Origin of the sequence: Thomasclavelia spiroformis DSM 1552, from assembly GCF_025149465.1 — a bacterium.
GTDB lineage: Bacteria > Bacillota_I > Bacilli_A > Erysipelotrichales > Coprobacillaceae > Thomasclavelia > Thomasclavelia spiroformis.
Window position 1 is genome coordinate 1,846,359 of record NZ_CP102275.1, and the last position, 23,803, is coordinate 1,870,161.

The 23,803-nt window shown below is 27.7% G+C and carries 23 protein-coding genes; 9 read left to right on the plus strand and 14 right to left on the minus strand.

Annotated features, from left to right (window positions below; all coding sequences use genetic code 11):
* The 4 genes from prfB to NQ543_RS08945 all read right to left on the minus strand — a co-directional run bounded on the left by prfB (position 1) and on the right by NQ543_RS08945 (position 5,292).
* Positions 1–1,104, minus strand: a complete 1,104-nt coding sequence (gene prfB, locus NQ543_RS08930) for a peptide chain release factor 2 (protein WP_004608918.1) — start codon at positions 1,102–1,104, stop codon at positions 1–3.
* Positions 1,104–3,737, minus strand: coding sequence for a preprotein translocase subunit SecA (gene secA / locus NQ543_RS08935; RefSeq protein WP_004608919.1), 2,634 nt, complete (start codon positions 3,735–3,737; stop codon positions 1,104–1,106). Before secA ends, prfB begins: the two co-directional genes overlap by 1 nt.
* A gap of 411 nt (positions 3,738–4,148) precedes the next feature.
* Positions 4,149–4,880, minus strand: coding sequence for a phosphatase (locus NQ543_RS08940; protein ID WP_039903504.1), 732 nt, complete (start codon positions 4,878–4,880; stop codon positions 4,149–4,151).
* Between the two features lie 214 nt (positions 4,881–5,094).
* Positions 5,095–5,292, minus strand: coding sequence for a cold-shock protein (locus NQ543_RS08945; RefSeq protein ID WP_004608921.1), 198 nt, complete (start codon positions 5,290–5,292; stop codon positions 5,095–5,097).
* Between the two features lie 268 nt (positions 5,293–5,560).
* On the opposite strand from NQ543_RS08945, the gene NQ543_RS08950 reads away from it, so the two are divergent.
* Both NQ543_RS08950 and NQ543_RS08955 read left to right on the plus strand, forming a co-directional pair.
* Positions 5,561–6,667 (plus strand): DEAD/DEAH box helicase family protein, encoded by a 1,107-nt coding sequence (locus NQ543_RS08950; RefSeq protein ID WP_004608922.1) that lies wholly within the window; start codon positions 5,561–5,563, stop codon positions 6,665–6,667.
* Positions 6,634–7,263: a ComF family protein gene (locus NQ543_RS08955; RefSeq protein ID WP_004608923.1), complete on the plus strand. Its 630-nt coding sequence runs from the start codon at positions 6,634–6,636 to the stop codon at positions 7,261–7,263. Before NQ543_RS08950 ends, NQ543_RS08955 begins: the two co-directional genes overlap by 34 nt.
* A 163-nt stretch (positions 7,264–7,426) precedes the next feature.
* On the opposite strand, the gene NQ543_RS08960 is transcribed toward NQ543_RS08955, so the two are convergent.
* Positions 7,427–7,882 (minus strand): MarR family winged helix-turn-helix transcriptional regulator, encoded by a 456-nt coding sequence (locus tag NQ543_RS08960; protein WP_004608924.1) that lies wholly within the window; start codon positions 7,880–7,882, stop codon positions 7,427–7,429.
* 114 nt (positions 7,883–7,996) lie between these two features.
* On the opposite strand from NQ543_RS08960, the gene NQ543_RS08965 reads away from it, so the two are divergent.
* Positions 7,997–9,553: a ClC family H(+)/Cl(-) exchange transporter gene (locus NQ543_RS08965; RefSeq protein ID WP_004608925.1), complete on the plus strand. Its 1,557-nt coding sequence runs from the start codon at positions 7,997–7,999 to the stop codon at positions 9,551–9,553.
* Positions 9,554–9,655: 102 nt separating this feature from the next.
* Here the strand turns inward: NQ543_RS08965 and NQ543_RS08970 are convergent, their stop codons facing one another.
* Positions 9,656–10,102, minus strand: coding sequence for an S-ribosylhomocysteine lyase (locus NQ543_RS08970; protein WP_004608926.1), 447 nt, complete (start codon positions 10,100–10,102; stop codon positions 9,656–9,658).
* The gene (locus NQ543_RS08975; protein ID WP_004608927.1) at positions 10,090–10,971 is read right to left on the minus strand and encodes a DegV family protein; all 882 of its coding nucleotides are present in this window, start codon (positions 10,969–10,971) and stop codon (positions 10,090–10,092) included. Before NQ543_RS08975 ends, NQ543_RS08970 begins: the two co-directional genes overlap by 13 nt.
* Positions 10,972–11,067: 96 nt before the next feature.
* Here NQ543_RS08975 and NQ543_RS08980 point away from each other — a divergent pair, with 96 nt between their 5' ends.
* Entirely contained in the window at positions 11,068–11,667 is a 600-nt protein-coding gene (locus NQ543_RS08980; protein WP_004608928.1) for a YigZ family protein, read from the plus strand.
* Between the two features lie 52 nt (positions 11,668–11,719).
* A complete protein-coding gene (locus NQ543_RS08985) occupies positions 11,720–12,178 on the plus strand; it encodes a dUTP diphosphatase (protein WP_004608929.1) in 459 nt (152 codons plus the stop codon).
* A gap of 301 nt (positions 12,179–12,479) precedes the next feature.
* Here NQ543_RS08985 and NQ543_RS12135 read toward each other — a convergent pair whose 3' ends face one another.
* Together NQ543_RS12135 and NQ543_RS08990 are read right to left on the minus strand one after the other, a co-directional pair.
* Positions 12,480–12,728: an IS3 family transposase gene (locus NQ543_RS12135; RefSeq protein ID WP_004608930.1), complete on the minus strand. Its 249-nt coding sequence runs from the start codon at positions 12,726–12,728 to the stop codon at positions 12,480–12,482.
* Positions 12,729–12,817: 89 nt separating this feature from the next.
* Complete coding sequence (locus tag NQ543_RS08990; RefSeq protein ID WP_039903510.1) at positions 12,818–13,378, minus strand: helix-turn-helix domain-containing protein; 561 nt, start codon at positions 13,376–13,378, stop codon at positions 12,818–12,820.
* Between the two features lie 157 nt (positions 13,379–13,535).
* Between NQ543_RS08990 and NQ543_RS08995 the strand changes: the two genes are divergently transcribed.
* Complete coding sequence (locus NQ543_RS08995) at positions 13,536–13,856, plus strand: putative heavy metal-binding protein (RefSeq protein ID WP_039903512.1); 321 nt, start codon at positions 13,536–13,538, stop codon at positions 13,854–13,856.
* 173 nt (positions 13,857–14,029) lie between these two features.
* Here the strand turns inward: NQ543_RS08995 and NQ543_RS09000 are convergent, their stop codons facing one another.
* Entirely contained in the window at positions 14,030–14,224 is a 195-nt protein-coding gene (locus NQ543_RS09000; protein ID WP_004608933.1) for a hypothetical protein, read from the minus strand.
* Between the two features lie 95 nt (positions 14,225–14,319).
* On the minus strand, positions 14,320–14,649 hold the full coding sequence (locus NQ543_RS09005) for a hypothetical protein (protein WP_230197274.1): 330 nt from the start codon (positions 14,647–14,649) through the stop codon (positions 14,320–14,322).
* Between the two features lie 80 nt (positions 14,650–14,729).
* On the opposite strand from NQ543_RS09005, the gene NQ543_RS09010 reads away from it, so the two are divergent.
* The 3 genes from NQ543_RS09010 (at position 14,730) to NQ543_RS09020 (ending at position 17,476) form a co-directional block, all read left to right on the plus strand.
* Complete coding sequence (locus NQ543_RS09010) at positions 14,730–15,548, plus strand: MerR family transcriptional regulator (RefSeq protein WP_004608935.1); 819 nt, start codon at positions 14,730–14,732, stop codon at positions 15,546–15,548.
* Between the two features lie 394 nt (positions 15,549–15,942).
* Positions 15,943–16,404, plus strand: coding sequence for a winged helix DNA-binding protein (locus NQ543_RS09015; protein WP_004608936.1), 462 nt, complete (start codon positions 15,943–15,945; stop codon positions 16,402–16,404).
* A complete protein-coding gene (locus tag NQ543_RS09020; protein WP_004608937.1) occupies positions 16,391–17,476 on the plus strand; it encodes an FUSC family protein in 1,086 nt (361 codons plus the stop codon). Before NQ543_RS09015 ends, NQ543_RS09020 begins: the two co-directional genes overlap by 14 nt.
* Positions 17,477–17,619: 143 nt before the next feature.
* On the opposite strand, the gene mfd is transcribed toward NQ543_RS09020, so the two are convergent.
* The 3 genes from mfd to pulA are packed head-to-tail and all read right to left on the minus strand — an operon-like array spanning position 17,620 to position 23,704.
* Positions 17,620–21,045, minus strand: a complete 3,426-nt coding sequence (mfd, locus tag NQ543_RS09025; protein WP_004608938.1) for a transcription-repair coupling factor — start codon at positions 21,043–21,045, stop codon at positions 17,620–17,622.
* A gap of 8 nt (positions 21,046–21,053) precedes the next feature.
* Entirely contained in the window at positions 21,054–21,608 is a 555-nt protein-coding gene (gene pth, locus NQ543_RS09030) for an aminoacyl-tRNA hydrolase (protein ID WP_004608939.1), read from the minus strand.
* Between the two features lie 11 nt (positions 21,609–21,619).
* A complete protein-coding gene (gene pulA, locus NQ543_RS09035; RefSeq protein ID WP_004608940.1) occupies positions 21,620–23,704 on the minus strand; it encodes a type I pullulanase in 2,085 nt (694 codons plus the stop codon).
* Between the last annotated feature and the right edge of the window lie 99 nt (positions 23,705–23,803).

The following is a 23,803-nucleotide window of genomic DNA, read 5'->3' on the forward strand; positions in this document are numbered from 1 at the left end:
CTATCCTCCTATTGTACTTTTTAAATAGGCATATATAAATCCATCAAGATCCCCATCTAAAACAGCTTTAGGATTACTAGATTCATAATTACTACGATTATCTTTTACTAATGAATATGGATGCAAAACATACGAACGAATTTGAGAACCCCAAGCTATTTCTTTTTGTTCCCCTTTTAACTCTTTTAATTCACTTGCCTGTTTTTCTAACATTAATTGATAAAGTTTACTTTTAAGCATAATCATTGCTTGTTCACGATTTTTGATCTGGCTACGCTGACTTTGACAAGTTACAACAATATTAGTAGGAATATGTGTAATTCTAACTGCTGAATCAGTTTTATTAATATGTTGACCACCTGCACCACTAGCACGATAGGTATCAATTTTCAAATCCTCATTTTTTATATCTATCTCAATTTCATTATTAAACTCAGGCATTACATCAACTGATGCAAATGAGGTATGTCGACGTTTAGCAGAATCAAATGGTGATAATCGAACTAATCGATGAACACCTTTTTCAGCTTTTAAATGACCATATACATCTTCCCCTTTAATAAGCATTGTAACCGACTTAATCCCAGCAACATCACCATCAAGATAATCAAGCACTTCAACTTTCCAATCTTTTCTTGAGGCATAACGTTGATACATTCTAAATAACATCTCTGCCCAATCTTGACTTTCTGTTCCTCCAGCTCCAGGATGAATTTCAACAATCGCATTTAAATTATCATGTTCACCAGATAAAAGCATCATCTTTTCAAATTTATCTAAATCTTCTTGAAACTTAAGATAATCACTTTCAAGTATTTCCAAAAATTCTACTTCTTCACTACTTTTTACTAATTCATATGTTTCATCAAGATTATTTAATGTTGTAGCTAAAACATCATATTGATCAACGATTTTTTTCATTTTATTTAATTTATCATAAGTAATTTTAGCTTTATTTGTATCATCCCAAAAATTATCCTGTTCAGTAACAATTGTAAGTCCTTCTATTTCTCTACGGTAGCTTTCAATATCAATTGAACGATAAAACTCTTCTATTAATAAATGGGCTTTATTAAGCCCATTTTTAATCTCATATAATTCCATTATTTAAAAGTAAGTTCCATCTTTAAATGTGGGATAGCTTGTTCAATTTCACTACCTGGACGAATACCCATATGAATAATATTACGAGAAATAGTATCTGCAATTGTCATAGTCATCTGTTCAAACATATAGAATGCTTCTTCGGTATATTCTGCTAATGGATCTTTCTGAGCATAAGCTCTTAAGTAAATACCGTTACGCAATTTAGTCATAGCATCAATATGATTAATCCATGTATAATCAATTACTCCTAAAAGAACACTTCTTTCATATTGTAATCTTCTTTCTGGTTCTAACTCTGTATTAAAACGACTATTATATTGATTATATACCAATTCAGTAAGTGTATCAATTAATTTTTTAGGATCATGCACTAATGCTTCACAATTAGTAGCATTAATTTCTACCAATAACATATAGTTTTTGGCAACAAAATCAACAACTCCCTCAACATCAATCACATCATGTTTACCATCATTTTTAGTAAAATGTTTTACAGTCATTTCAATTGCTTGATTAAACATTCCCTTAATAATATCATCCAAACTTTGTTCAGACATAATATCATCACGTTCTTTATACATAATTTCACGTTGTTGACGCATTACATCATCATATTCAAGAATATGTTTACGAGAATCAAAGTTTTGACCTTCTACACGTTTTTGAGCACTTTCAATAGCTTTTGTAACAACTTTATTTTCAATTGCCTGATCATCTTCTAAATATTCTGTAAATGATTTTAATCTTTCACCTGCAAAACGTTCCATCAATTCATCTTCAAAAGATACATAGAACACTGAATATCCTGGATCTCCTTGACGACCAGAACGTCCTCTCAACTGATTGTCAATACGTCTAGATTCATGACGTTCAGAACCAATAACAGCTAAACCACCAATTTCAGCAACACCTTTACCTAATTTGATGTCAGTACCACGACCAGCCATGTTAGTTGCAATCGTAACAGCTCCACGTTGACCAGCTCTTTCAATAATTTCAGCTTCTTTAGCATGGTTTTTAGCGTTTAATACGTTATGTTTAATTTTGCGACGATCTAACATTCTTGATAACACTTCTGATGTTTCTACAGAAACTGTACCAATCAAAATAGGTTGACCATATGCATTACGAGCAACAACTTCATCACATAACGCTTTAAATTTATTAACTTTTGTTGAATAGATTTTATCATTACGATCATCACGAATAACTGGTTTATTAGTTGGAATTTCAATAACACGCATGTTATAAATCAATCTAAATTCTTCTGCTTCTGTTTTTGCAGTACCAGTCATCCCTGCTAATTTATTAAATAATCTAAAGAAATTTTGATATGTAATTGTAGCACGTGTCTCAGTTTCTTCTTTAATTGGTACCCCTTCTTTAGCTTCAATAGCTTGATGTAAACCATCAGAATAAGCACGTCCTGGCATTACACGTCCAGTAAATTGATCAATAATCATAATTTTAGCATTTCTAATATCACGACTACCATCTTCAGTAGCAATCATATATTCGACATCACGAGTCATTGCATAGTTAGCTTTTAATGCTTGATTAATATGATGAACTAATGATGTATGTTGTGGATCATATAAGTTTGAAATTTTAAATCCTTTTTCAGCTTTTGTAATCCCTTGAGCTGTTAAAGCAACAGTTTTACTTTCGATATCAACTTCATAATCTTCATCAGCCTTTAATGATTTAACAAAACGATCTGCTTGTAAATATAAAGCAGCAGTATTTTTACGTCCACCAGAAATAATTAATGGTGTTCTAGATTCATCAATTAAAATAGAATCAACTTCGTCAATTAAAGCATAATTTAAACCATGAACTAATACTTTATCTTCTAATTTAGTCACCATATTATCTCTTAAATAATCAAATCCAAGTTCAGCATTAGTTGTATAAGTAACATCACAACCATGAGCTTCTTGTTTTTGTGCTGGTGTAAGTTCACGTTTATTTAAACCAACTGTAAGCCCCAAAAAGTTAAATACCTGACCATTATTAGCAGCATCACGTCCTGCTAAATAGTCATTTACAGTAACTACATGTACCCCTTTTCCTGTTAAAGCGTTTAAATAAACTGGGAAAATAGATGTTAACGTTTTCCCTTCACCTGTTTTCATTTCTGCAATATCACCTTCGTGTAAAGTAATACCACCCATTAACTGTACTTTAAATGCTTTTAATCCTAATTTACGATACGCAGCTTCTCTAACTACTGCAAAAGCATCAATAATAATATCATCTAATGTTTTTCCATTAGCTAAGGCTTCTTTGAATTCATTTGTTTTATTAGCTAATTGTTCATCTGTTAAAGATTCATAAGTTGACTCTAAGGCAATAATTTGATCTGCCATTTTATCAAGCTTTTTTAATTGTTTATTTTCATCATCAAAGATTCCTTTAATTTTTCCAATTAAACTTTTTTTAGTTGAATGTGGTGTTGTACTAAAAGGAATAACATTTCCATCATATACCCCTTGGAAATCTTCTACCTTAATATCTTCACCAGTTTGGTCTTGTAAATCAACAATATTATTTACTGCTTCAGGATTAAGACCTTCTTTTTCATTCTTCTTTTTTATTTCTTTTCTAATTTCTTCTTTTCTACTTGCCATGAAATACGCTCCTCTTTTATAGCTTTAGTCTAAGATATTATAACATTTTATAAATGTATTTAAAAGCCCAAATTATGTTACTTTCATAATTCTAAATACCTCTTCTTTTATCCAAAAATAAAAAATAAACTTCCAAATTAATTTAATAATTTTATTTGTTATATAAGAGCATTTAAAATTAATTAAATTTATATGATTAAATGAGCACTATTTAAATTCATCATCTAATTAAATAAATTTATCACCATCAAATATTAAAACACTTTTTTTACTTAATTTAAAGATAAATTTTATAAATAAATAGTAAAAACTATATAAAGAATACATATTTCAAAAGACATTTTATTAAAAAAAAACATTTAGCTATATCTTTTATTGTTTTAATTTCACTATAAATTAACATTTATTAGTCTACAAAATACTTTTATGTGAACTTATTCTAATAAACTTTTTCAACTTATCAATATCATTATTTAATATCAATTTTTCATCTATTTTCAACTTTTCCAACAATTCATAAGCTAAATCAAATTTTCCAACCCAACTTGGATCATGAGCATCTGAACTTATTATTATAGGAACTTGATATTCCTGACAAAGACTTAACATTTTTTCATAATTACTATAACAATTAAGCCTATATTTTTTCTTCACTAATGAGCTATTATTTACCTCTAAAGCTACATGATATTGTTTTGCAGCTTGCACCAATCTAATATAGTCTAATGGCGTATGATCATCATCAGGATGAGAAACAAAAAATACTTTTTCATTTTTCATACATTCAATAATATTATCTGTATTCTTATCTATTCCCTCATCTTTATAACACTGTCTATGAATACCTACGATTGCATAATCTAAATAATCTATATAATCTTGTTCAAGAGAAAGTCTCCCTCCATTTAATACATTAATTTCACATCCATGAATAACTTCTATTCCATCAATTATTTTGGTAATAACTTCTAAATTAGAATAATAAAATGGATTTACTGTACCAGGTATACCAGGTCCATGTTCACTTATCCCGATTAAATATAAATTTTGTTTTTTTGCTGATAATACCATTTCTCTAATTGTACCATATGCATGTCCACTAACAATAGTATGCATATGAATATCCGCAACTATTTTTTTCATTAATAAAACTCCTTTCATAAATTAAAATTTATTGATTTTTTCAAAATAATTATATCATCAATAAATATTACAATCATTGTTTTAAAAAAATATTTTTATAATATTGATTATCCTGCAAATATATTTTACCAAATAAATATAATGATATCTTATAATGTATTTTTTCAAAAAAAAAGAAGGTTTAATTTTTATTAAACACTTCTATTGCATGTTTTTATATTTTAACAACATGCTTGGCTTGCATACCACGTTCACTTTGATAAAGATCAAATTCAACTAATTCGCCTTCGTTTAATGTCTTATATCCATCTTGTTCAATTTGACTATAATGAACAAAAACATCTTTTCCCTCACCACGATCAATGAATCCAAAACCTTTTTCAGCATTAAACCATTTTACTTTTCCTTGCATTTAATTCACCCCTTTAACAATGGTCAATGTTAGTATATTACACATTAGTTCAAAGATAAAATCATTTCACACGACAAATTTTGCATCTTTAAAAATGATGTCGATATATCTCTAAACAAATGTCTAAAAACCAAAAAAAATATCAAATAAAAGCCTTTTTTATCAATTAATAGCTAAACAATTTTGAAATTAAACCAAGAAAAATTAAACATAAACTTAAGATAAAATATTGGCTAATATACGCTATAATATAAGCGGGTGATAAAAGATGATATGTCCACGTTGTAAGAATCAAGATCCAAAATATTTTTATACTTTTAATAACACTTCTTATTGTCGTAAATGTATTCATATCGGTTTAGCAAATGAAACAATTTCAAATACTGTTAAAAAAGTAAACTTGAATGCTGACTTTAAATTAGATTATCAGTTAACTCCCCTTCAAGAAAAATTATCAAACGAATTATTGAATCGCTACAAAAAACACCAAAATACAATTTTAAAAGCCGTATGCGGAGCTGGTAAAACCGAGATAACTTATGCATTAATTAAATATGCTTTAAACTCTGGTCATAACGTTTGTTTTACCACACCTCGAAAAGAATTAGTAATTGAACTTGCAAAAAGATTTGAAAGTCAATTTACTAATGTAACAATTACTTGTGTTTATGGTGGTCATACAACAAAAACTGATGGTCAATTTATTATTTGTACAACCCATCAATTATATAGATATCCAAATTTCTTCGATTTATTAATATTAGATGAATACGATGCTTTCCCTTATGCAAATAATGAAGTCTTAAAAGCATTTTTAAAAAACAGTATCAAAGGTAATTACGTCTATATGTCTGCTACGTTATTAAAAACACCTGATTTATCAATGACAAAACGATATCACGGATATCCACTAGATATTCCTAAATGTTATATATCAAATACATTATTAATGTACATTATCGCAGTTAAACTGATCTTAAAATTCAAAAAAGAAAACAAACCAGTTTTAATCTTTGTACCAACAATAAAGCTAACAAACACAGCTTATCGATATTTCAGCGTTCTAGGAATCAAAACTAAACCCGTAAGTTCTAGAACCAAAAACATTCACATGTTAATAAATGATCTAAAATCAGGTAAACTAGATGCTCTTATCACTACAACAATTTTAGAAAGAGGCATTACTATTAGCAACATACAAGTAATTATACTCTATGGTGATAATCGTATTTATGAAACAGCAACATTGATTCAAATATGTGGAAGAGTCGGGAGAAAAGCTAATTTTCCTACTGGATCAATTAGCATCTTTACTCCATATAAAACTAAGGCGATTAAAGAATGTATCGAAACAATCAAAAAAGACAATGTTTGATTTGTTTCAATGACATTAATCGAGTTCCTAGTCTCTATCATCTAATTTATCAGCCATCTCTATGTTTACATTGCCTTAACCAATTTGAATTGTATAATGAATGTCATATTTATCAGGGATATCCTTTAACAATTTTATATTATTATAATGATTTTTTTAAAAAAACTTTATTCCAATACAAAGGACAAGGAGATTATGCTTTAAAAGATGCTTTCTTTAACGTATTTTTAAATTTTAAGTACAAATATCGTAAACATCTTATTGTAACTGTCCCTAGCAGTAAAAAAGATAACCAAAAAAGACAATTCAACCCCAATGAAATGTTAGTTAAAAACTTCAGTAATAATATATTTACCGGATTATACAAAACAAATGATTATAAACAAACTACACAAACTAATCGTACTCTTGTAAAAAAAATAATCAAGATTGAAAATGGCAAACAATTATACAATCAAGATGTATTGATTTTTGATGATGTAATTACATCAGGTAATACTATTACTACCTGTATAAAAATTGTCGAATCTTATCATCCTAAATCAATTACTTTACTAGTTATGGCAAGCAATCAGCTAAATGAATTATTTCAATAAATATCGCACACGAACATATGTTTACCACTAACGTATTTAAATTCTTTAGCTCAAAAGGTTGTAATAACTTTTCAGTTATTACACCTTTTTTATTTTTAAATACCAAAACAGCACTTAATATAAAAAGTGCTGTAATTCGATATTTAATTGTTTATTTTTTAAATTACTTATCTTCAAGTTCTTGACGATAATTATCTAAATTAATTTTTATTTGTTTTAAAGTTTGCAATAACCATTCAACATGTTCTTCTGGAATAGCACTTTGATATAAATCCGCTAATTCCTTGTGAAATTGATCATGAATTTTTAAAGCTTCAAAACCTTTTTTAGTTAGTTTTAAATAATACACACGTTGATCTTTTTTTGAGCGTTTTTTTACTAAAAAACCTTTTTCAATTATTCGCTTAACTGCTGTTGTCAAAGTTCCTGTAGTAATATTTAGTTTATTTGCAACATTTGTCATTGAGGGAATTTCTAATTTATTAACTGCATCAATTACGTGTGTTTCACTCATCGATAATTCTTTAAATTTACTTTTTCTTAAATATAAGTCTTGAATAGCCATTGCCTCATTAAAAACATCAATGACTATTTCTATTGCATCTAAGCGTTTATTCATATTATCACCGCCTTAATTGTATATTATTTTGTTGATATTTAAAACAATAATTGAAAACAACTTTGATTTTTTAAAATGATAGTTTATAATATTGTCAAAAGGTGAGGGATAAAAATGAAAAAAAATCTCATTAATATATTAAATTTTAAACAATTTAAAATTGTTTTACTATTAGAGGGATTATTAGTTGGAATAATCAGTGGTTTAGTAATTGTTGGTTATCGAATTTGTCTTAGTAATGGAGCATCATTATTACAGCAAGTTTTATCATTTTGTAAGCAATCATTTCTTACCATTATATTATGGTTTATTGTACTAATTATAATCGCTTTTATTGTTTCAAAATTAGTAGATAATGAACCGTTAATTTCAGGAAGTGGTATTCCTCAATTAGAGGGTGAGATTGCTGGTAAAATCGATGCTAAATGGTGGCGCGTACTAATAAACAAATTTATTGGCGGTTTTTTAACAAATTTTTGTGGACTTGCATTAGGTCGTGAAGGACCATCAATTCAACTTGGTGCTATGAGTGCTAAAGGGATTGGAAAAATTTTAAAACGCGGTAAAACCGAGGAACGTTATTTACTTACATGCGGTGCTAGTGCTGGTCTAGCTGCAGCATTTCATGCTCCATTAGCTGGAGTAATCTTTGCTTTAGAAGAAGTTCACAAACATTTTTCCGCACCATTACTTATTTCTGTAATGACATCATCAATTGCTGCTGATTATGTAATGAGTAGTATTTTAGGAATGGATCCAGTTTTTTCTTTTAAATTAGTTGGGGCACTACCATCAAAATATTATTGGATGATTATAATTTTAGGAATAATTTTAGGACTTGCTGGGGCTTTTTATAATAAAGCATTATTGTATGTTCAAAGTCTATATAACAAAAATGATCAATTAAAAACTTTCCATAAATTATTAATTCCATTTATTTTAGCTGGAATTCTTGGTTTTCTAACACCTCAATTATTAGGTAGTGGCGATACATTAGTTGATTTACTAATTGAAGGAAAATTAACTGCATTAATGATCGTGACGCTTTTAGTTGGAAAATTTGCATTTGCCATTATTTGTTTTGGTTCAGGAGCTCCTGGAGGAATCTTTTTCCCATTGCTCGTTATTGGCTGTTTAATTGGTGGTCTATTTGGAATATTTGCTGTTAATTTTTTAAATTTGGACCCTAATTATATCAATAATTTCATTTTATTAGCAATGGCAGGATATTTTACTGCAATTGTTAGAGCTCCAGTTACTGGAATAATATTAATCTTTGAAATGACTGGTTCACTTAGTCATTTACTCCCAATAACAACAGTAAGTATTATTGCATATATTGTTGCGGATTTATTAAAATCTAAGCCAATATATGAAAGTCTATTGGAAAACTTATTAAAAAAACGTAATTTTTCAGTTTATAAAGGTGTTGGAGAGAAAGTACTTCTAGATTTTATGATCAACGTTGATTCATATTTGGACAATCATCAAATCAAAGATATTAATTGGCCTAAAAATTGTTTAATTGTTTCTTTACATCGCGATGGTAAAGAATTTATTCCTAAAGGAGATACATATTTAAAAGCTAGTGATATAATTATTGTTATGTGCGATAAAGCAGATGAAAGCTATATCTATGATGCAGTTTCATCACTTGCAACTGAAAATTAAAAGATTGTATTTTGAAATAAATCCACATTTGAATAATGGGGTTTACTTCACTTACAATCTTTTTTATTACTAAAAATAGATAGAAACAATTTTCTATCTATTTTATAAATAATGATATTGATGATGCCATTTACTATTTACAAACTCTTTAGCTGATTCTTTTGCTTTATTTAAATCCATAAAAGTATAATTTCCACATTCTTCCTTTTTAGCACCAGGAATTTCTTGATCCCATTTTGAAATTTGATCATAAATATCTCTAACTATTTTAATTACTTGATTTAAATCAAGTTCTTTAGTTATTAAATAAAATCCTGTCATACATCCCATTGGCCCAAAATAAATTATTTTATCTTTATGCTCACCATTTCTAAGCAAAGTAGCGCCAATATGTTCGATTGTGTGTGCAGCCTTAGGATCTAAAGCAGGTTGTAAATTAGGAACAGTCATTCTAATATCATAAGTTGTTAAATTATCATCCACTCTTGAAATATAAATTCCTTTATCTAATTTTGTATGATCTACACTAAAACTTGTTATTCGTTCCATGATACTCCCTCATATTTTCTTATATATTGATATCCAATACCTCCTACACCCATATGAGCACCAACAACTGAAGGTAATTCTCTAACTACTATTTGACATTCTCCAATTTTATCAATCAACACTTGTTTCATTGTTTGTGCTAGTTCTTCGGCTAAAACATGTTCAATAGCAAAAATATAATCATGATTATTAACTTTACATTCATCAACCATATGTTCAATAATTCTTAAATTTGCTTTTTTTACAGTTCTGACTTTATCTAAGCTATCAATTTTTCCACCAAGTTCATAATTTAATTTCATTACAGGAACAATTTTTAATAAATTTCCTAACATTGCTACAGCTGGTGTAATTCTTCCACCTTTTTTTAAATGTGTTAAATTAGGTGTCATAATTAAAGTAGCTGATTGTTCAATTAATGATGTTAAAACATTTTCTATTTCTGTTACATCTTTTTGATCATCAATTAATTTTTTAGCAACCTTAATTAAATAACGATGATTATTAGCTGTACCCTTGGTATCGATCAAAGTAACTGGCATTTGTGCCATATCACAAGCTAACTTCATTCCACTTAACGTTGATGATAATCCAGTAGCAATTGAAATAGCAATAATATGATCATAACCATTATTTATTATTCTTTTAACTGCTGCTTGAATTACTCCAGTTGATGGCTGTGAAGTTTTAATTATCTCGCCTGTTTCATTCATTCTTTCAAAAACATCTAAAGCACTTATTTCTTCAAAATCTAAATATGCCTTATTATTCATTGTTATAGTTAGAGGAACAATATATATACCTTGATTTTCTAATGTTCCAATTGGTAATTGGCATCCACTATCAGCTAAAATTGCGATTTTTTTCATTATTTTTTTCCTCCTATAATCACGTCACTAATATATCAAATTTATTAACATATTTCTAGTAATATATGCTATGATAATAAAGAAGTGAGGGATTTGATGAAATCAATTAGAGAAATTACAACATATAAATGGATAATAAAGAAATCAGAATTTATTTGCACTTTAATTCCATGCAATGATCCAAATGATATCGATACTATTATTCACCAATATCAAGATAAATATCATGATGCAACTCATAATTGTATTGCTTATATTGTAGGTAATCAAAAAAAAGCTAATGATAACGGTGAACCAAGTGGAACTGCCGGTTTACCAATGCTAGATGTGTTAGAAAAAAATGAATTAACAAATATCATTGCTATTGTAACAAGATATTTTGGAGGAATTAAATTAGGTGCTGGTGGTTTAACTAGGGCTTATCGCCAAAGTGTTGCTGATGCATTAAAAGAAGCTGATATCGTTGAAAAATTCAGTGTGCCACTATATAAAATTACCATCGATTATTCATTTACTAAAAAATTTGATCATTTACTTAAGGTACATAAAATTAAATGTATTAATATTGAATATTTAGAACGCGTTAGTTATACTTGCTATCTTGAAGATGAATCATTTTTTTCCATTGTTCAAGATCTAACTAACAACACATATAGTAAAGAATATCTTCGAAATGATTATATTGAATTATCATAATTAATGAATTACATAAAAAAAAGAGTATAATAATATCAAGAGGTGATTATTAATGAATGAAATTAATAAAATTTATCAACAACATGTAATCAACGAATTAAAATTAGTTACCGATAGTAATCGAGAAGTTTTAAATAAAGATAAAGTTAAAATGAAAACATTAGCTTTTCTTTGTGAACTTGGAAAAGTCGGTGAAGTTACTAAGGTTTCAAGTTTTTGGGATAGTTCAGTTAGTGATCATGATGAAATTTTAGATTGTTTTATTGATGGATTGCATATGTTACTTTCAATTGGATTTGAATTACATGTTGATAGTTTAAAAAATTATCAAGAAATTAGTGATCTAAATAATGTTGCTGATCAATTAATAAAAGTATACAAAAATGCATTAAAAATAATGGACACATACAGTTTTGAAGCATTTCAAAACTGTATCGACGACTATTTTACATTAGGATTTAAAATCGGTTTAGATTTCGATACTATTTTAAATAAATATGCACATGAATAAAAAAATGTAATAAAAAAGTAAAATGAACCATATTATTAAATACTAAATTTATGTGTACCCAGTTTTCTGGACATGTTAAAATTTAGTTTTAAAAAATTATGCCATGGATGCTAATCTGTACAAAACAGGTGGCATCCATTTTGTTTTTTTCTGTATTCTTTTATTGCAGTAGATTTGTAATTTGTTTAAGATTAGGATGCAGTGATAAATCATAGGAAATAATCTCATTTGTAAACATATCTAATATTGGAGAAATATAACATTTACCCCAAGAAAAATTGAATTGAGATACATCAGTAGTCTATTTTTGTAATGGTCTACTCGCATTAAAATTTCTATTAATAATATTATCAGCTACATTCCCCACATTCTCTTTATAAGAATGGTATCTCTCTTTAGGACGTTTACCGAATAATCCCATATTATACATAAGTCGTTGTACTCTCTTATGATTTACCAGATAACCGCGATTTAGAAGCTCTCTATGAACTTGACGAACTCCATAGCGTCCCTTATTTTGATTAAAGATTTCTTTTATCAGTTTCATCATCTCATTATTTCGATTAGCTACAACATCGCCTTTGCTAATTTCAAAGTAATATGTCGATTTAGCGATTCCTATTGCCTTTAGAAGATGCTTTAATCGATATCCTTTTTCACAGAGTTCTTTAACGATTGCTGCTTTTTCGCCTTGAGTTGCGCAACCTCTTTTTCTCGTCTCAAGGCGATTGATTTTTTTATTGCTTCATTTTCGGTTTTAAGATATTCAATTTCTGCTCTTAAACGTATTAGTTCCTCTTTCTCAGGAGGAGTAAGTTCACTTGATATTATAGATTTTTTCATAGGCTGCTCCTTACTGTGTCGTCCCTTCTTTAAATCGAGACCATTATATCCATATATTTTATATCGTTTTACCCAGTTTGACAATTGACTGTCATTAATATTAGCACTTATTGCAACACTTTTTTGAGATTCTCCAGCTAGAACTCTGGCAACTAAAGCGTATCTTTCTTCCGCAGTATACTCAGTACAAGTGGTAGGATGCTTTAAAGCATCTATTCCGTGTAAGTCAGCGATTTTGACCCATGTAGTAATTCTTTTTCTAAAGTTTTTTTGTCCAATTCCTTCTGGTGTTTCATGCCATCGACCATTTTTATATAGTTCAACACAATTCAACTTAAATACATAATCATATTTCATATAAAAACCCTCCTTACTGGCTTGTCCAGTAAAGAGGGTACATATCAAAATAATAGGGTTCATTTTATTATATCTCTTTTCCACAAGCCCACTAAAATTATACAATAATTAGCATTCTTGAATTATTAATTATATAATATAAAAAAGGAGGATGCATATGTTAATTACAACAACAAATCAAATCGAAGGGAAAGTCATTCGCGAATATAAGGGAATCGTGTTTGGAGAAGTCATTTCAGGGATTAATATGTTTAAAGATATCGGAGCAGGGCTACGAAATATACTTGGTGGTCGTAGTGCTGGATATGAAGATGAACTTATGGCATGTCGTCAAAATGCTTTAGAAGAAATGCAAAAGCGTGCTAAAGCACTTGGTGCAAATGCAATAATTGGAATTGATATTGACTATGAAATGCTAGGAAGCGGAAATGGCATGATGATGGTTACTACTAGTGGAACTGCAGTTATAGTTGAATAAAAAATTAATAAAATAAAGAAATAAACAAATATATATTTTTTAGTTATCTAACAATTTTACAAACAAGATATCCTCTCCTTACTTTAAAGAGAGGATTTTTATATACAATACTATTTTAAATTGTGTAAAATTATATCAAAAAAATTATTCAATAAAAGAAATAATCATCCGTACTAACATTGATAATCATAAATAAAGAAATTCATTATCGCTTGCTGTTCTTTAATGTTAAATATATGCTTCTTTTCTAATCTTCTTTTCATACCTTGATGTTCATAAAAACCATAATTACAACTTGTGTCTGTAAACAAATAAAATTCTTTCAGTTTTTTTTGTTTCATATAGTTCAGTACTGATTGAAAAAGCATTTTCCCTATTCCCTTTCCTCTACATGAAGAACTTACAATAAATAAGACAAGTTCTGCTGAATAGATTTTATTATTTTCATTTAATAATTGTTTATCTATTCATTAATATTGCTAAATATTTTTGAAATCTTTCGTCCCTCTTTTGAACTAAGCAATGATAGTATTGACTTTATCTGTAATAGTCGATTAGAAAGTGGACATTTATGTTTAGCAATATTGTTTACCATTATAATACCTACAATATTCCCGTCAACTACTGCTACTCTTGAAAAAGTATAGTTTGTTAAGCAACTACTTAGAAATACCCTTGCCAACTTGATGGCTATTTTTGGACTGCTGAAATCATCATAATGCCACGTTTCTTTAATAATAGTTTCTAAAGCCTTAAAATCTTGTTTTTGATATTCTCGTAATTTTATTTGCATTATTCTTCTCCTTGCTTTCATTTTTTATATAATATATGATAAAGTATACAGTAACTGTAATGTCAATAAGGAGATAAAAAATGAGAAAAGAAATACAAAAGTTAACAACATCCCAATTTGCAAAATTACACAAGGTAAATAAACGGACATTACATTATTATGATGAAATTGGTCTTTTCCGTCCACTTACAAAAGCTGAAAATGGTTATCGCTATTATGATATTTCACAAAGTATTGATTTTGAATATATTCGTATGTTGAAAGAATTAAATATGAGTATTGAAGAAATTGAAACTTATCGAAAAAATCCTACATCTATTAATTTTTTAAAAATTGTTCAACAAAAAGAAAAAGAAATTAATAAACAAATTCAAAAACTAAAAGAGATTAAAACTATAATCCAAAACAAGAAAAAACAAATTATTTTTTGTGAAACTTTGCAAAAGCAAGAAATTAGAATTGAAGTGTGTCAATCAGAAAGGATTTTAGTTTATCCATATGATTTTTCACAAGATGATATATCACAAATTTTTTATTACTTAAAAGATGTATGGGGAATAGAGCAAATACGTATGGGAATAGGAAGTTTTATTTCACTTGATAACATAAATAAGATGAATTTTGATAAATACGAAGGAGTATATACGATTGCCTTAAACAAAAAGTCAGTTCCAAATAGCCATAGCCTTATCAAACCAAAAGGAAAATATCTTTGTGGTTATCAAAAAGGTACATGGGATAAATTACCAATCCTATATCAACAGATATTAGATTATGCTAATAAAAATAATTTACAACTTACTGGTTACGCTTATGAAGTCGGTTTGAATGATTTTGTAATTTCTAATGAAACTGATTACATCACAAAGATTATGATTAAAATTGAAGAAAATTCTTGATTTTACAATTAATCCACAGTTTAAAAAATATTCTAAATATGGAATTTTTATCGATAAATTATGATAAAACAAAAAAGATTATCCTTCATTAGAAATAATATAAAAATATCTATTGAAAATGAAACCATGATAAAGAAATTTTAAAGTTCCATAATATTTATTATCCTTTTATCACTTAAAAAGTGATAAAATTAATGTTTCTTCTATCTTAAAATATTTAAAAATCTAATTATTATGGAAATAATCAAAAATTAGAATTAAAATTTTCATCTAAAATAATAACCTAATTCATCTTATTACGTTTAGAAAACTAATTCAGTAATAATAAAAACTTGACAATAGTAGAACTCCCTAATATAATTAACAATGTTAACTATATTAGGAGGTGTACGTAATGACAGAACCGCAGTGGCAAATACTAAGCAAAAATATACAGCTTTTCCATTCTTTTGCTCGAATGATTTTAACTCAAGAAAAATTGCGTTCTCTTACAGCAAATGAAATGGAAATAATTTCACACATTTATCTTTCAAAAGAACACCAAACTCCCCTATCAATTAGTCAAGCTACAAATATGAAAAAAGAAGCAGTAAGTCGAAGTTTAAAAAATCTTTTTAATAAAAAATTATTAAATAAAATAAAGTGCCCTTTTGATGAAAGAAGTTACTATCTTATCATTACACCTAGGGGGCTTTTAGAAATGGATAAAAACTATCAAATTTTATTAAAACCTTATATTTTTTTAAAGCAAGAGCTAGGAGAAGAAACTTTTCATAATCTTATCCAATCAATTGAAAAAGCAAACTCACTTTTTAAATTATATAAAGAAATGGAGAGTATAAATGAAATTTTATAATATGCTACAACTTGATCCTAGTACACTAAAAAAATATATTAAAGAATCTCAAACAACTAAAGAGAAGCAACTTTATTTTTTTGCTATTATTACCCGCGCCATTTTACTTGTTGTTTTTTCTATTATATACATATCCATTTTAACTACTTTTTTTGGACAAAAAAATAGTTCAATGGCTGTTGTTTTGTTTTGTGCTTTACTTAGTATTAGATTTGTAGATTTTGGCTACAAAATTACACATTCTTTAATTAGCTTAGCTATCATTTTTCTTATTTTATTAATTTCTCCTCTTTTAATGCAAAATATCCCCCCTTTTTTAGGATTAATAGTAAATTTCTTATCAATTCTTACGATTCTTGTTTTATCATGTGAAAAACCAGAAATGGGAAACGGTGGATTATATATTTTTGGATATATTTTTCTATCAGGAACACAAATTGGACCATCTGTATTTTATCAGCGAGCTCAAATGACATTTATTGGCTATCTTATCTTAGCAAGCATCTTATATATAAAACACCATCATAAGCATAAAAACACTTCTTTACATCAGGTTTTAAATGATTTTGATATTTATAATCAAAAAAGTCAATGGCAAATTCAAATTGCTTTTATAATGTCTGCTTTGTTTTTTATTGGAAATTTCTTTAATTTAAACCACTTCATGTGGGTAGGGTTTGCTTGTTCCTCTCTTATAACAAGTTATCCAATCAATATAAACGAACGATTAATTAATCGTATCCTAGGAGCATTCATTGGATCATTTCTTTTTGCTATCATAACTCCAATCATCCCTCCTTCACTCACTACTTTATATGGTCCTATTTCAGGATTATGCTTAGGTTTTTCTAGTTCCTATCGAAGTAAAACAATTTTTAATTGTTTCGGGGCATTATTAATGGCATCTAGTATATACGGAATTAAAGAAGCAGTATATTTACGTATTGTAAATAATTTAATCGGTTTAATTTTTGGATATATATTTTTTCAAATATTTCAAAAGTTTTTTATTCAACGTTGTCTATCTAAGACTATTTCGAATAAAAAAACTTTAAATCCGTATAACTATTAATAAAACTTTTATTGATACTTTTTATTAACAACTAATAATTTTAATAAAAAACAGTACTAACAATTATTCATTATTAACTATTTAGATATAGAAAAGGGCTGCAACACCTAAAGATCAAAATTCTTTAAGCGTTACAGCCTTTTTTAACTAAGCATACTAATTAATTCATTTAATCTATTTAACCACTGATTACCTTTTGGTAGTATAATTACTATTTTATTATCAATTTGTTTAAATCTAGGTCTAGTAAACAAACGATTTACTAATTCAAACAACTGATCTCCTTTTACATTTTTGCTATAATCACTACTAAAAGTAATTTCAATATTACCTTTCTTTTCTTCTAAAACATCAATAATTTTTGATGAAGCTAAAATATCAAGCTTACGTTTTTCAATCAAAGCTGAAACTTCATCAGGTAATTTACCATAATAATCAATAAATTCAGTTTTTAAATGATCAATCGCCTTAATTGTTTTAGTATTATCTAATCGTTGATATAACTCTAATTTTTCAATATCGCTAGATACATAATCATGAGGAATATAGCCATCAACATTGACATTTACACTTTTAATATCAATTTCTTGTTCTTGTTTTCCCATTTTTTGATTAACCGAATCTTGTAATATTTTTATAAACATATCAAATCCAATTGAATCGATGAAACCAGATTGTGTTCCACCTAAAATATCTCCAGCTCCTCTAATTGCAAGATCACGCATTGCAATTTTATAACCACTGCCTAATTCAGTAAATTCCTTAATCGCTTTTAATCGTTTACTAGCTTCTTCAGTTAATACTTTAGATGGATTATATAATAAATATGCATAAGCACCTCGATTACTACGCCCAACACGCCCTTTAATTTGGTAAAGTTGACTTAAACCGAATTTATCAGCATTTTCAACTATTATAGTATTAGCATTTGGGATATCAATTCCTGTTTCAATAATTGTTGTACAAATAAGAACATTGTATTCCTTATTTACAAAACGCATCATTACATCTTCTATTTCATTTTTATCCATTTTTCCATGACCAACAACAACTTTAGCGCCAGGTACCATTCTACCAATTTTATCTGCAGTATTGGCAATATTACTTGTTCGATTGTGTAAATAAAAAACTTGTCCATCACGTGCTAATTCACGTTCAATAATTTGTTTAATCAATACATCATTTTTTTCAATTACATATGTTTGTACCGGTTGACGATTTTTAGGTGGCGTTTCTATTTGTGATAAACCTCTAATCCCCATTAATGACATTTGTAATGTTCTAGGAATTGGAGTAGCACTAAGTGTCAAAACATCAATTGTTTTTCGATATTCTTTAATTTTCTCTTTTTGTTTAACTCCAAAACGCTGTTCTTCATCAATACACAATAAACCAATATCTTTAAATTCAACATCTTTAGATAAAATTCGATGTGTTCCAACTAATAAATCAATATTTCCTTCTTTAAGATCTTTTAAAATTTGATTTTTTTGTTTAGTTGAAGTAAAACGATTTAATAAAGCAACTTTTACTGGAAAATTTTCAAAACGATCTAACATTGTTTTATAATGTTGCATTGATAAAATCGTTGTTGGACACAAAAATGCCACTTGTTTATTACCCAAAATAGCTTTAAAAACTGCTCTTAATGCTACTTCAGTTTTACCAAAACCAACATCTCCACATAAAAGACGGTCCATTGGTTGCGGTTTTTCCATATCTTCTTTAATTTCTTTAACTGAGCGTACTTGATCTTCTGTTAATTCATAACCAAATGCATTTTCAAATTCAAATTGCATTTCATTATCAACAGGGAACGCATAACCTGTTTGATTCATTCTTGCAGCATATATTTCAATTAATTTATCTGCAATATCATCAACTTTATTTCTCGCTTTAGCTTTAACTTTTTGCCACTGTGAACTACCTAATTTATTAATCTTAGGCACTTTCCCTTCACTACTTGAATATTTACGCACTAAATTAAATTGTTCAACAGGAATGTATAATGTATCATCTCCAGCATAAGCTACATATAAATAATCACGGTGAACCCCTTGTACCTCTAAAGTTTTAATTCCTAAGTATTGACCTATTCCATAATTATCATGAACTACATAATCACCAATTTCTAATTCTTGATAATCCTTTAAAACCTTAGCATTTTTATATTTAAAATACTTAGGTTTTTTTACATTTTTAGTCTTAAATAACTCATTAGAACTAATAACAACAATATTTTCATCAACTAACTCAAAACCAAAACCGATTTTATCAATAACAAGATTTAACCCTGAATAAAATTCACCACTATTATCTAGCATAGTGTATAAAAGCTCATGGCGATTTAATAATTCACTAATTAAACGAATTTGACGTTCATCATCTAATGCAATAATTACTGTCGATAGTTTTAAATAACTTCTAATTTGACTAATCAGCATCTTTTCATCTTGACTATCAATCATAACAGTTCGACCATTAAATATCACATCTTTTTCATCTGTTGCAAATGATTTAAATTCTATCGTTGCTTTATCTGTAACTTCATAAAGATCTCTAAATAAATTCAAACCCTTTACACTTTTACCAACATTAATTAATTCTTGATAATAATAAAAATTTTCTTCTAGATAATTTTTAAAAGCAAAATTAATATCTTGGCTATTTGAAAGAATGATCAAAGGATCATCTAGATAATCACTAATACTAGTTGTTTGGTTAAATAAATTATAATATGAATACATTGAAAAACTTGTATCATGATTTCGAAGATTTTCTTGGTCAATCGATACTTTATTTAAAAAATCCTCTAAATATAATTCATCTAATATTTCAGCTTGACTATCCCTTAAATCATTAATTTTACTAATGACTTTTGTCACTTCTTGATCATCATATAAAATATCGCTTGCTGGTAAGATTGTTATTTCATTAATATTTTCTATTGTTCTTTGAGTATTTTGATTATAAAAACGAATACTTTCTATTTCATCATCAAAAAATTCAATTCTAATTGGATTCTCGTATTGAATTGAAAAAACATCAATTACACCACCACGTTTAGAAAAATAAAAAGGCTGATCAACTCTAATTATACTTTGATATCCTGATTTTAACAAACTTGCTTTTAAATCATAAATATCTATTTGCATTCCTACTTTTATTTTTAAACAATTATCTATAAATAATTGTTTAGTTGGCAAATATCTTATTATTGCCTGACTATGAGTAATTAAAATTCTAGGTTCATTTTTAGTTAATTGATACATTGTATCAATTCTTTGTCCTAACAATTCAGGAGATGCTGCTAAAGCTTCAATACGATATGATTCATCTACTGCAAACAATGAAACATCTTTTTCATTAAGTAACATTACTTTTTGATAAAGCATATTTGCCTCGTATTGATTAGCCTTCACTACAACAATATTCCTTTTCAACTTCAAAAAGGCACTAGTTAATAATAGTGCCTCATCGCTAACATCATTAACGACGATATTTCCTTTACCATTTAACAAAGCATTAAAAGCTAAGTTCTGTTTTAAAATATTATCTAAACAATCCATAGTTACCTCTAATTATAATAATTCATTGCATGATTAAAATCATTATCAAGATAATCAAGCACTGCATTAGCTGCATTTTCAATTCCTTGCTCAATTGCTTCACTTTCAACTTTAGAAAAACGTGATAAAACATAATCAGCTACGTTCATATATTTATGACGATCAATCCCTACTCTAATTCTTTTAAAATCCTGACTATTTAAATGGGCAATAATATTTTTAATACCATTATGACCACCAGCACTACCTGTTTTTCTTAATCTTAATTTACCAACCGGCATATCTAGATCATCATATATCACAAGTAAATCCTCTTTATCAATCTTAAAAAAATTCATCACTGCATTGACTGATTCTCCTGAAAGATTCATATATGTTTGAGGCTTTAATAAAATAATATCTTCACCGTGATATTTTACCTTAGCATATAATCCTTTAAACTTATTTTGATCAACATCTACATTTAACTTACTAGCTAAATGATCAATTACCATAAACCCACAATTATGACGTGTTCCAGCATATTCTTTACCTGGATTTCCTAATCCTACAATTAATTTCATTTACTTCTCCTTTATTTAGCTAAAATAACAATCGTCTTTGCTCCAATTTGTCCATTATCAATTTTACCATAAATATATTCATATTCTTTTTCTTGATAATCAAATGTAAAATTAGATGGATTAATATAAATTACAAATTCTCTATACATTCCTTCATCTTGTTTTAATACATATTTGACCATCTTATAATCAATATTTTCTACAACAACATTTTTTTCAATTTCTTCATTTGAAGCATATCGAAAACATTTATTTTCTTTACGTAACTTAATAATTTTTTTGATATCATCAACATCTTTTTTATAAATATCACGAAAATCCCAATTAATACAATTAATATTATCAGGAGAGTTATACGAATTATAAACGCCACCTTTAGTACGATAAAACTCCTGTCCAGCATGAATAAAAGGAATTCCTTGTGACAATAATGTTATAATTGTTAAATTTTTTTCACGATTTAAAATACCATCTAATCCTTCTTCAACATTAGAAATATACAACTTATCAAAAACCGTTGCATTATCATGACATTCAACATAATTAATTGATTGATCAACTTTTGAATAACAACTCAAGCCATTAATAACATCTCTTGCTCGCTGAGTTTCATATAAATTACCTGTAACAAAACCCTTATTAACTAAAACAGAATCACCACTACCACCTTTTATAACCTCACGAAAAGTATCATTAAAAAAACTAATATTTAATAACTTATCATGATTGTACTGCATTGCCTTTTCACTATCAGGTAAATTTGTCGGCATGTTCCACCCTTCACCATATAAAATAAATGATGAATCATAATCACTACATACACGATAAACTTCATTAATAGTTTCAATATCAATAATACCCATTAAGTCAAAACGAAAACCATCAAATCCATAAAACTGCTGCCAACGTTTTGACATATCAACAATATATTTTCTAACCATCTTTTTTTGACTATCTACATCATTTCCACACCATGAACCATTTGATAAACTACCATCGGGATTTTTTCTAAAATAATAACCTGGTACTAATCTTTCAAAAGCATTAGCATTAACATCATATACATGATTATAAACAACATCCATAATTACCCTAATGCCTTTAGAATGTAGTTTAGAAACCATTTCCTTACATTCAATAACTCGACTATATCCATTATTTGGATCACTACAATAACTTCCTTCAGGTACATTATATTGAGCCGGATCATAACCCCAATTATATAACATTTTTTGATGATTTTCATCAACTGTAGCAAAATCTTGAATCGGCATTAACTGCAAATGAGTAATTCCTAATTCAACTAAATAATCTAATCCCGCACTATTACCATGTTTAGTTTTTAAACCCTCTTCACATATTCCTTTAAATTTCCCTTTATATTTACTTGAACAATTATCATACATTGTATAATCACGAACATTTGCTTCATAAATAATCGCATCTGTTTTCTTTAAAAGTGGCTTCAAACATTCACGATTTAATTCTATTTTAGTTTTATCTAAATTAATAATTATACTGCTTTGACTATTAGAAGATGAGCTATAAGCATATGGATCCACTGTAAAACAATATTCATTATGATGTCTAACTAAATAAACATATCTGCAATTATCATAGTCCCCTTCAATCTTAGCATAAAACACCCCTTTATCTAATCTTTTCATATTATAACTACAAGTAGTGTCATTTTTTGTAATCAATACTTTCACCTCTAATGCCGTTGGTGTCCATACTTTAAATTCAGTATATTCCATATGATAATTATTACCTAAATCGTCACCATCATAATAATTCATATTTAAAAAATCTTCATCATAAACAAGTTTACTATATTGTAATGTTTCAGATAAACCATACGCATCAACAATTTGATAAACACGACAAAAATCTATTTCAATTTCATTGAAATAGTAATGAATAAATCTATCATCTTCATATTTATCAGCAATTTTTATTTCCTTAAGACTATTATTTCTCATATCTCGTAAATAGAATTTTGGGCTATAACCCCCATAATATTGTTTTAAAAATAATACTTCTATTCTATTTAAAGATATCATCTGTGCAATCATCCTAATAGCACTTTTTTCCATGACTCTCACCTCTTTTATCAATCACATTATAGCTTATCCAAACAATTTAAGCAATCATCCTATTTTTACTTTATATTATATTACATTAAATTTATATTT

Coding starts and splice junctions, on each gene's coding strand:
- prfB (WP_004608918.1), bottom strand. CDS start 1,104: ATGGAATTATATGAGATTAAAAATGGGCTTAATAAAGCCCATTTATTA.
- secA (WP_004608919.1), bottom strand. CDS start 3,737: ATGGCAAGTAGAAAAGAAGAAATTAGAAAAGAAATAAAAAAGAAGAAT.
- NQ543_RS08940 (WP_039903504.1), bottom strand. CDS start 4,880: ATGAAAAAAATAGTTGCGGATATTCATATGCATACTATTGTTAGTGGA.
- NQ543_RS08945 (WP_004608921.1), bottom strand. CDS start 5,292: ATGCAAGGAAAAGTAAAATGGTTTAATGCTGAAAAAGGTTTTGGATTC.
- NQ543_RS08950 (WP_004608922.1), top strand. CDS start 5,561: ATGATATGTCCACGTTGTAAGAATCAAGATCCAAAATATTTTTATACT.
- NQ543_RS08955 (WP_004608923.1), top strand. CDS start 6,634: ATGTATCGAAACAATCAAAAAAGACAATGTTTGATTTGTTTCAATGAC.
- NQ543_RS08960 (WP_004608924.1), bottom strand. CDS start 7,882: ATGAATAAACGCTTAGATGCAATAGAAATAGTCATTGATGTTTTTAAT.
- NQ543_RS08965 (WP_004608925.1), top strand. CDS start 7,997: ATGAAAAAAAATCTCATTAATATATTAAATTTTAAACAATTTAAAATT.
- NQ543_RS08970 (WP_004608926.1), bottom strand. CDS start 10,102: ATGGAACGAATAACAAGTTTTAGTGTAGATCATACAAAATTAGATAAA.
- NQ543_RS08975 (WP_004608927.1), bottom strand. CDS start 10,971: ATGAAAAAAATCGCAATTTTAGCTGATAGTGGATGCCAATTACCAATT.
- NQ543_RS08980 (WP_004608928.1), top strand. CDS start 11,068: ATGAAATCAATTAGAGAAATTACAACATATAAATGGATAATAAAGAAA.
- NQ543_RS08985 (WP_004608929.1), top strand. CDS start 11,720: ATGAATGAAATTAATAAAATTTATCAACAACATGTAATCAACGAATTA.
- NQ543_RS12135 (WP_004608930.1), bottom strand. CDS start 12,728: ATGATGAAACTGATAAAAGAAATCTTTAATCAAAATAAGGGACGCTAT.
- NQ543_RS08990 (WP_039903510.1), bottom strand. CDS start 13,378: ATGAAATATGATTATGTATTTAAGTTGAATTGTGTTGAACTATATAAA.
- NQ543_RS08995 (WP_039903512.1), top strand. CDS start 13,536: ATGTTAATTACAACAACAAATCAAATCGAAGGGAAAGTCATTCGCGAA.
- NQ543_RS09000 (WP_004608933.1), bottom strand. CDS start 14,224: ATGCTTTTTCAATCAGTACTGAACTATATGAAACAAAAAAAACTGAAA.
- NQ543_RS09005 (WP_230197274.1), bottom strand. CDS start 14,649: ATGCAAATAAAATTACGAGAATATCAAAAACAAGATTTTAAGGCTTTA.
- NQ543_RS09010 (WP_004608935.1), top strand. CDS start 14,730: ATGAGAAAAGAAATACAAAAGTTAACAACATCCCAATTTGCAAAATTA.
- NQ543_RS09015 (WP_004608936.1), top strand. CDS start 15,943: ATGACAGAACCGCAGTGGCAAATACTAAGCAAAAATATACAGCTTTTC.
- NQ543_RS09020 (WP_004608937.1), top strand. CDS start 16,391: ATGAAATTTTATAATATGCTACAACTTGATCCTAGTACACTAAAAAAA.
- mfd (WP_004608938.1), bottom strand. CDS start 21,045: ATGGATTGTTTAGATAATATTTTAAAACAGAACTTAGCTTTTAATGCT.
- pth (WP_004608939.1), bottom strand. CDS start 21,608: ATGAAATTAATTGTAGGATTAGGAAATCCAGGTAAAGAATATGCTGGA.
- pulA (WP_004608940.1), bottom strand. CDS start 23,704: ATGGAAAAAAGTGCTATTAGGATGATTGCACAGATGATATCTTTAAAT.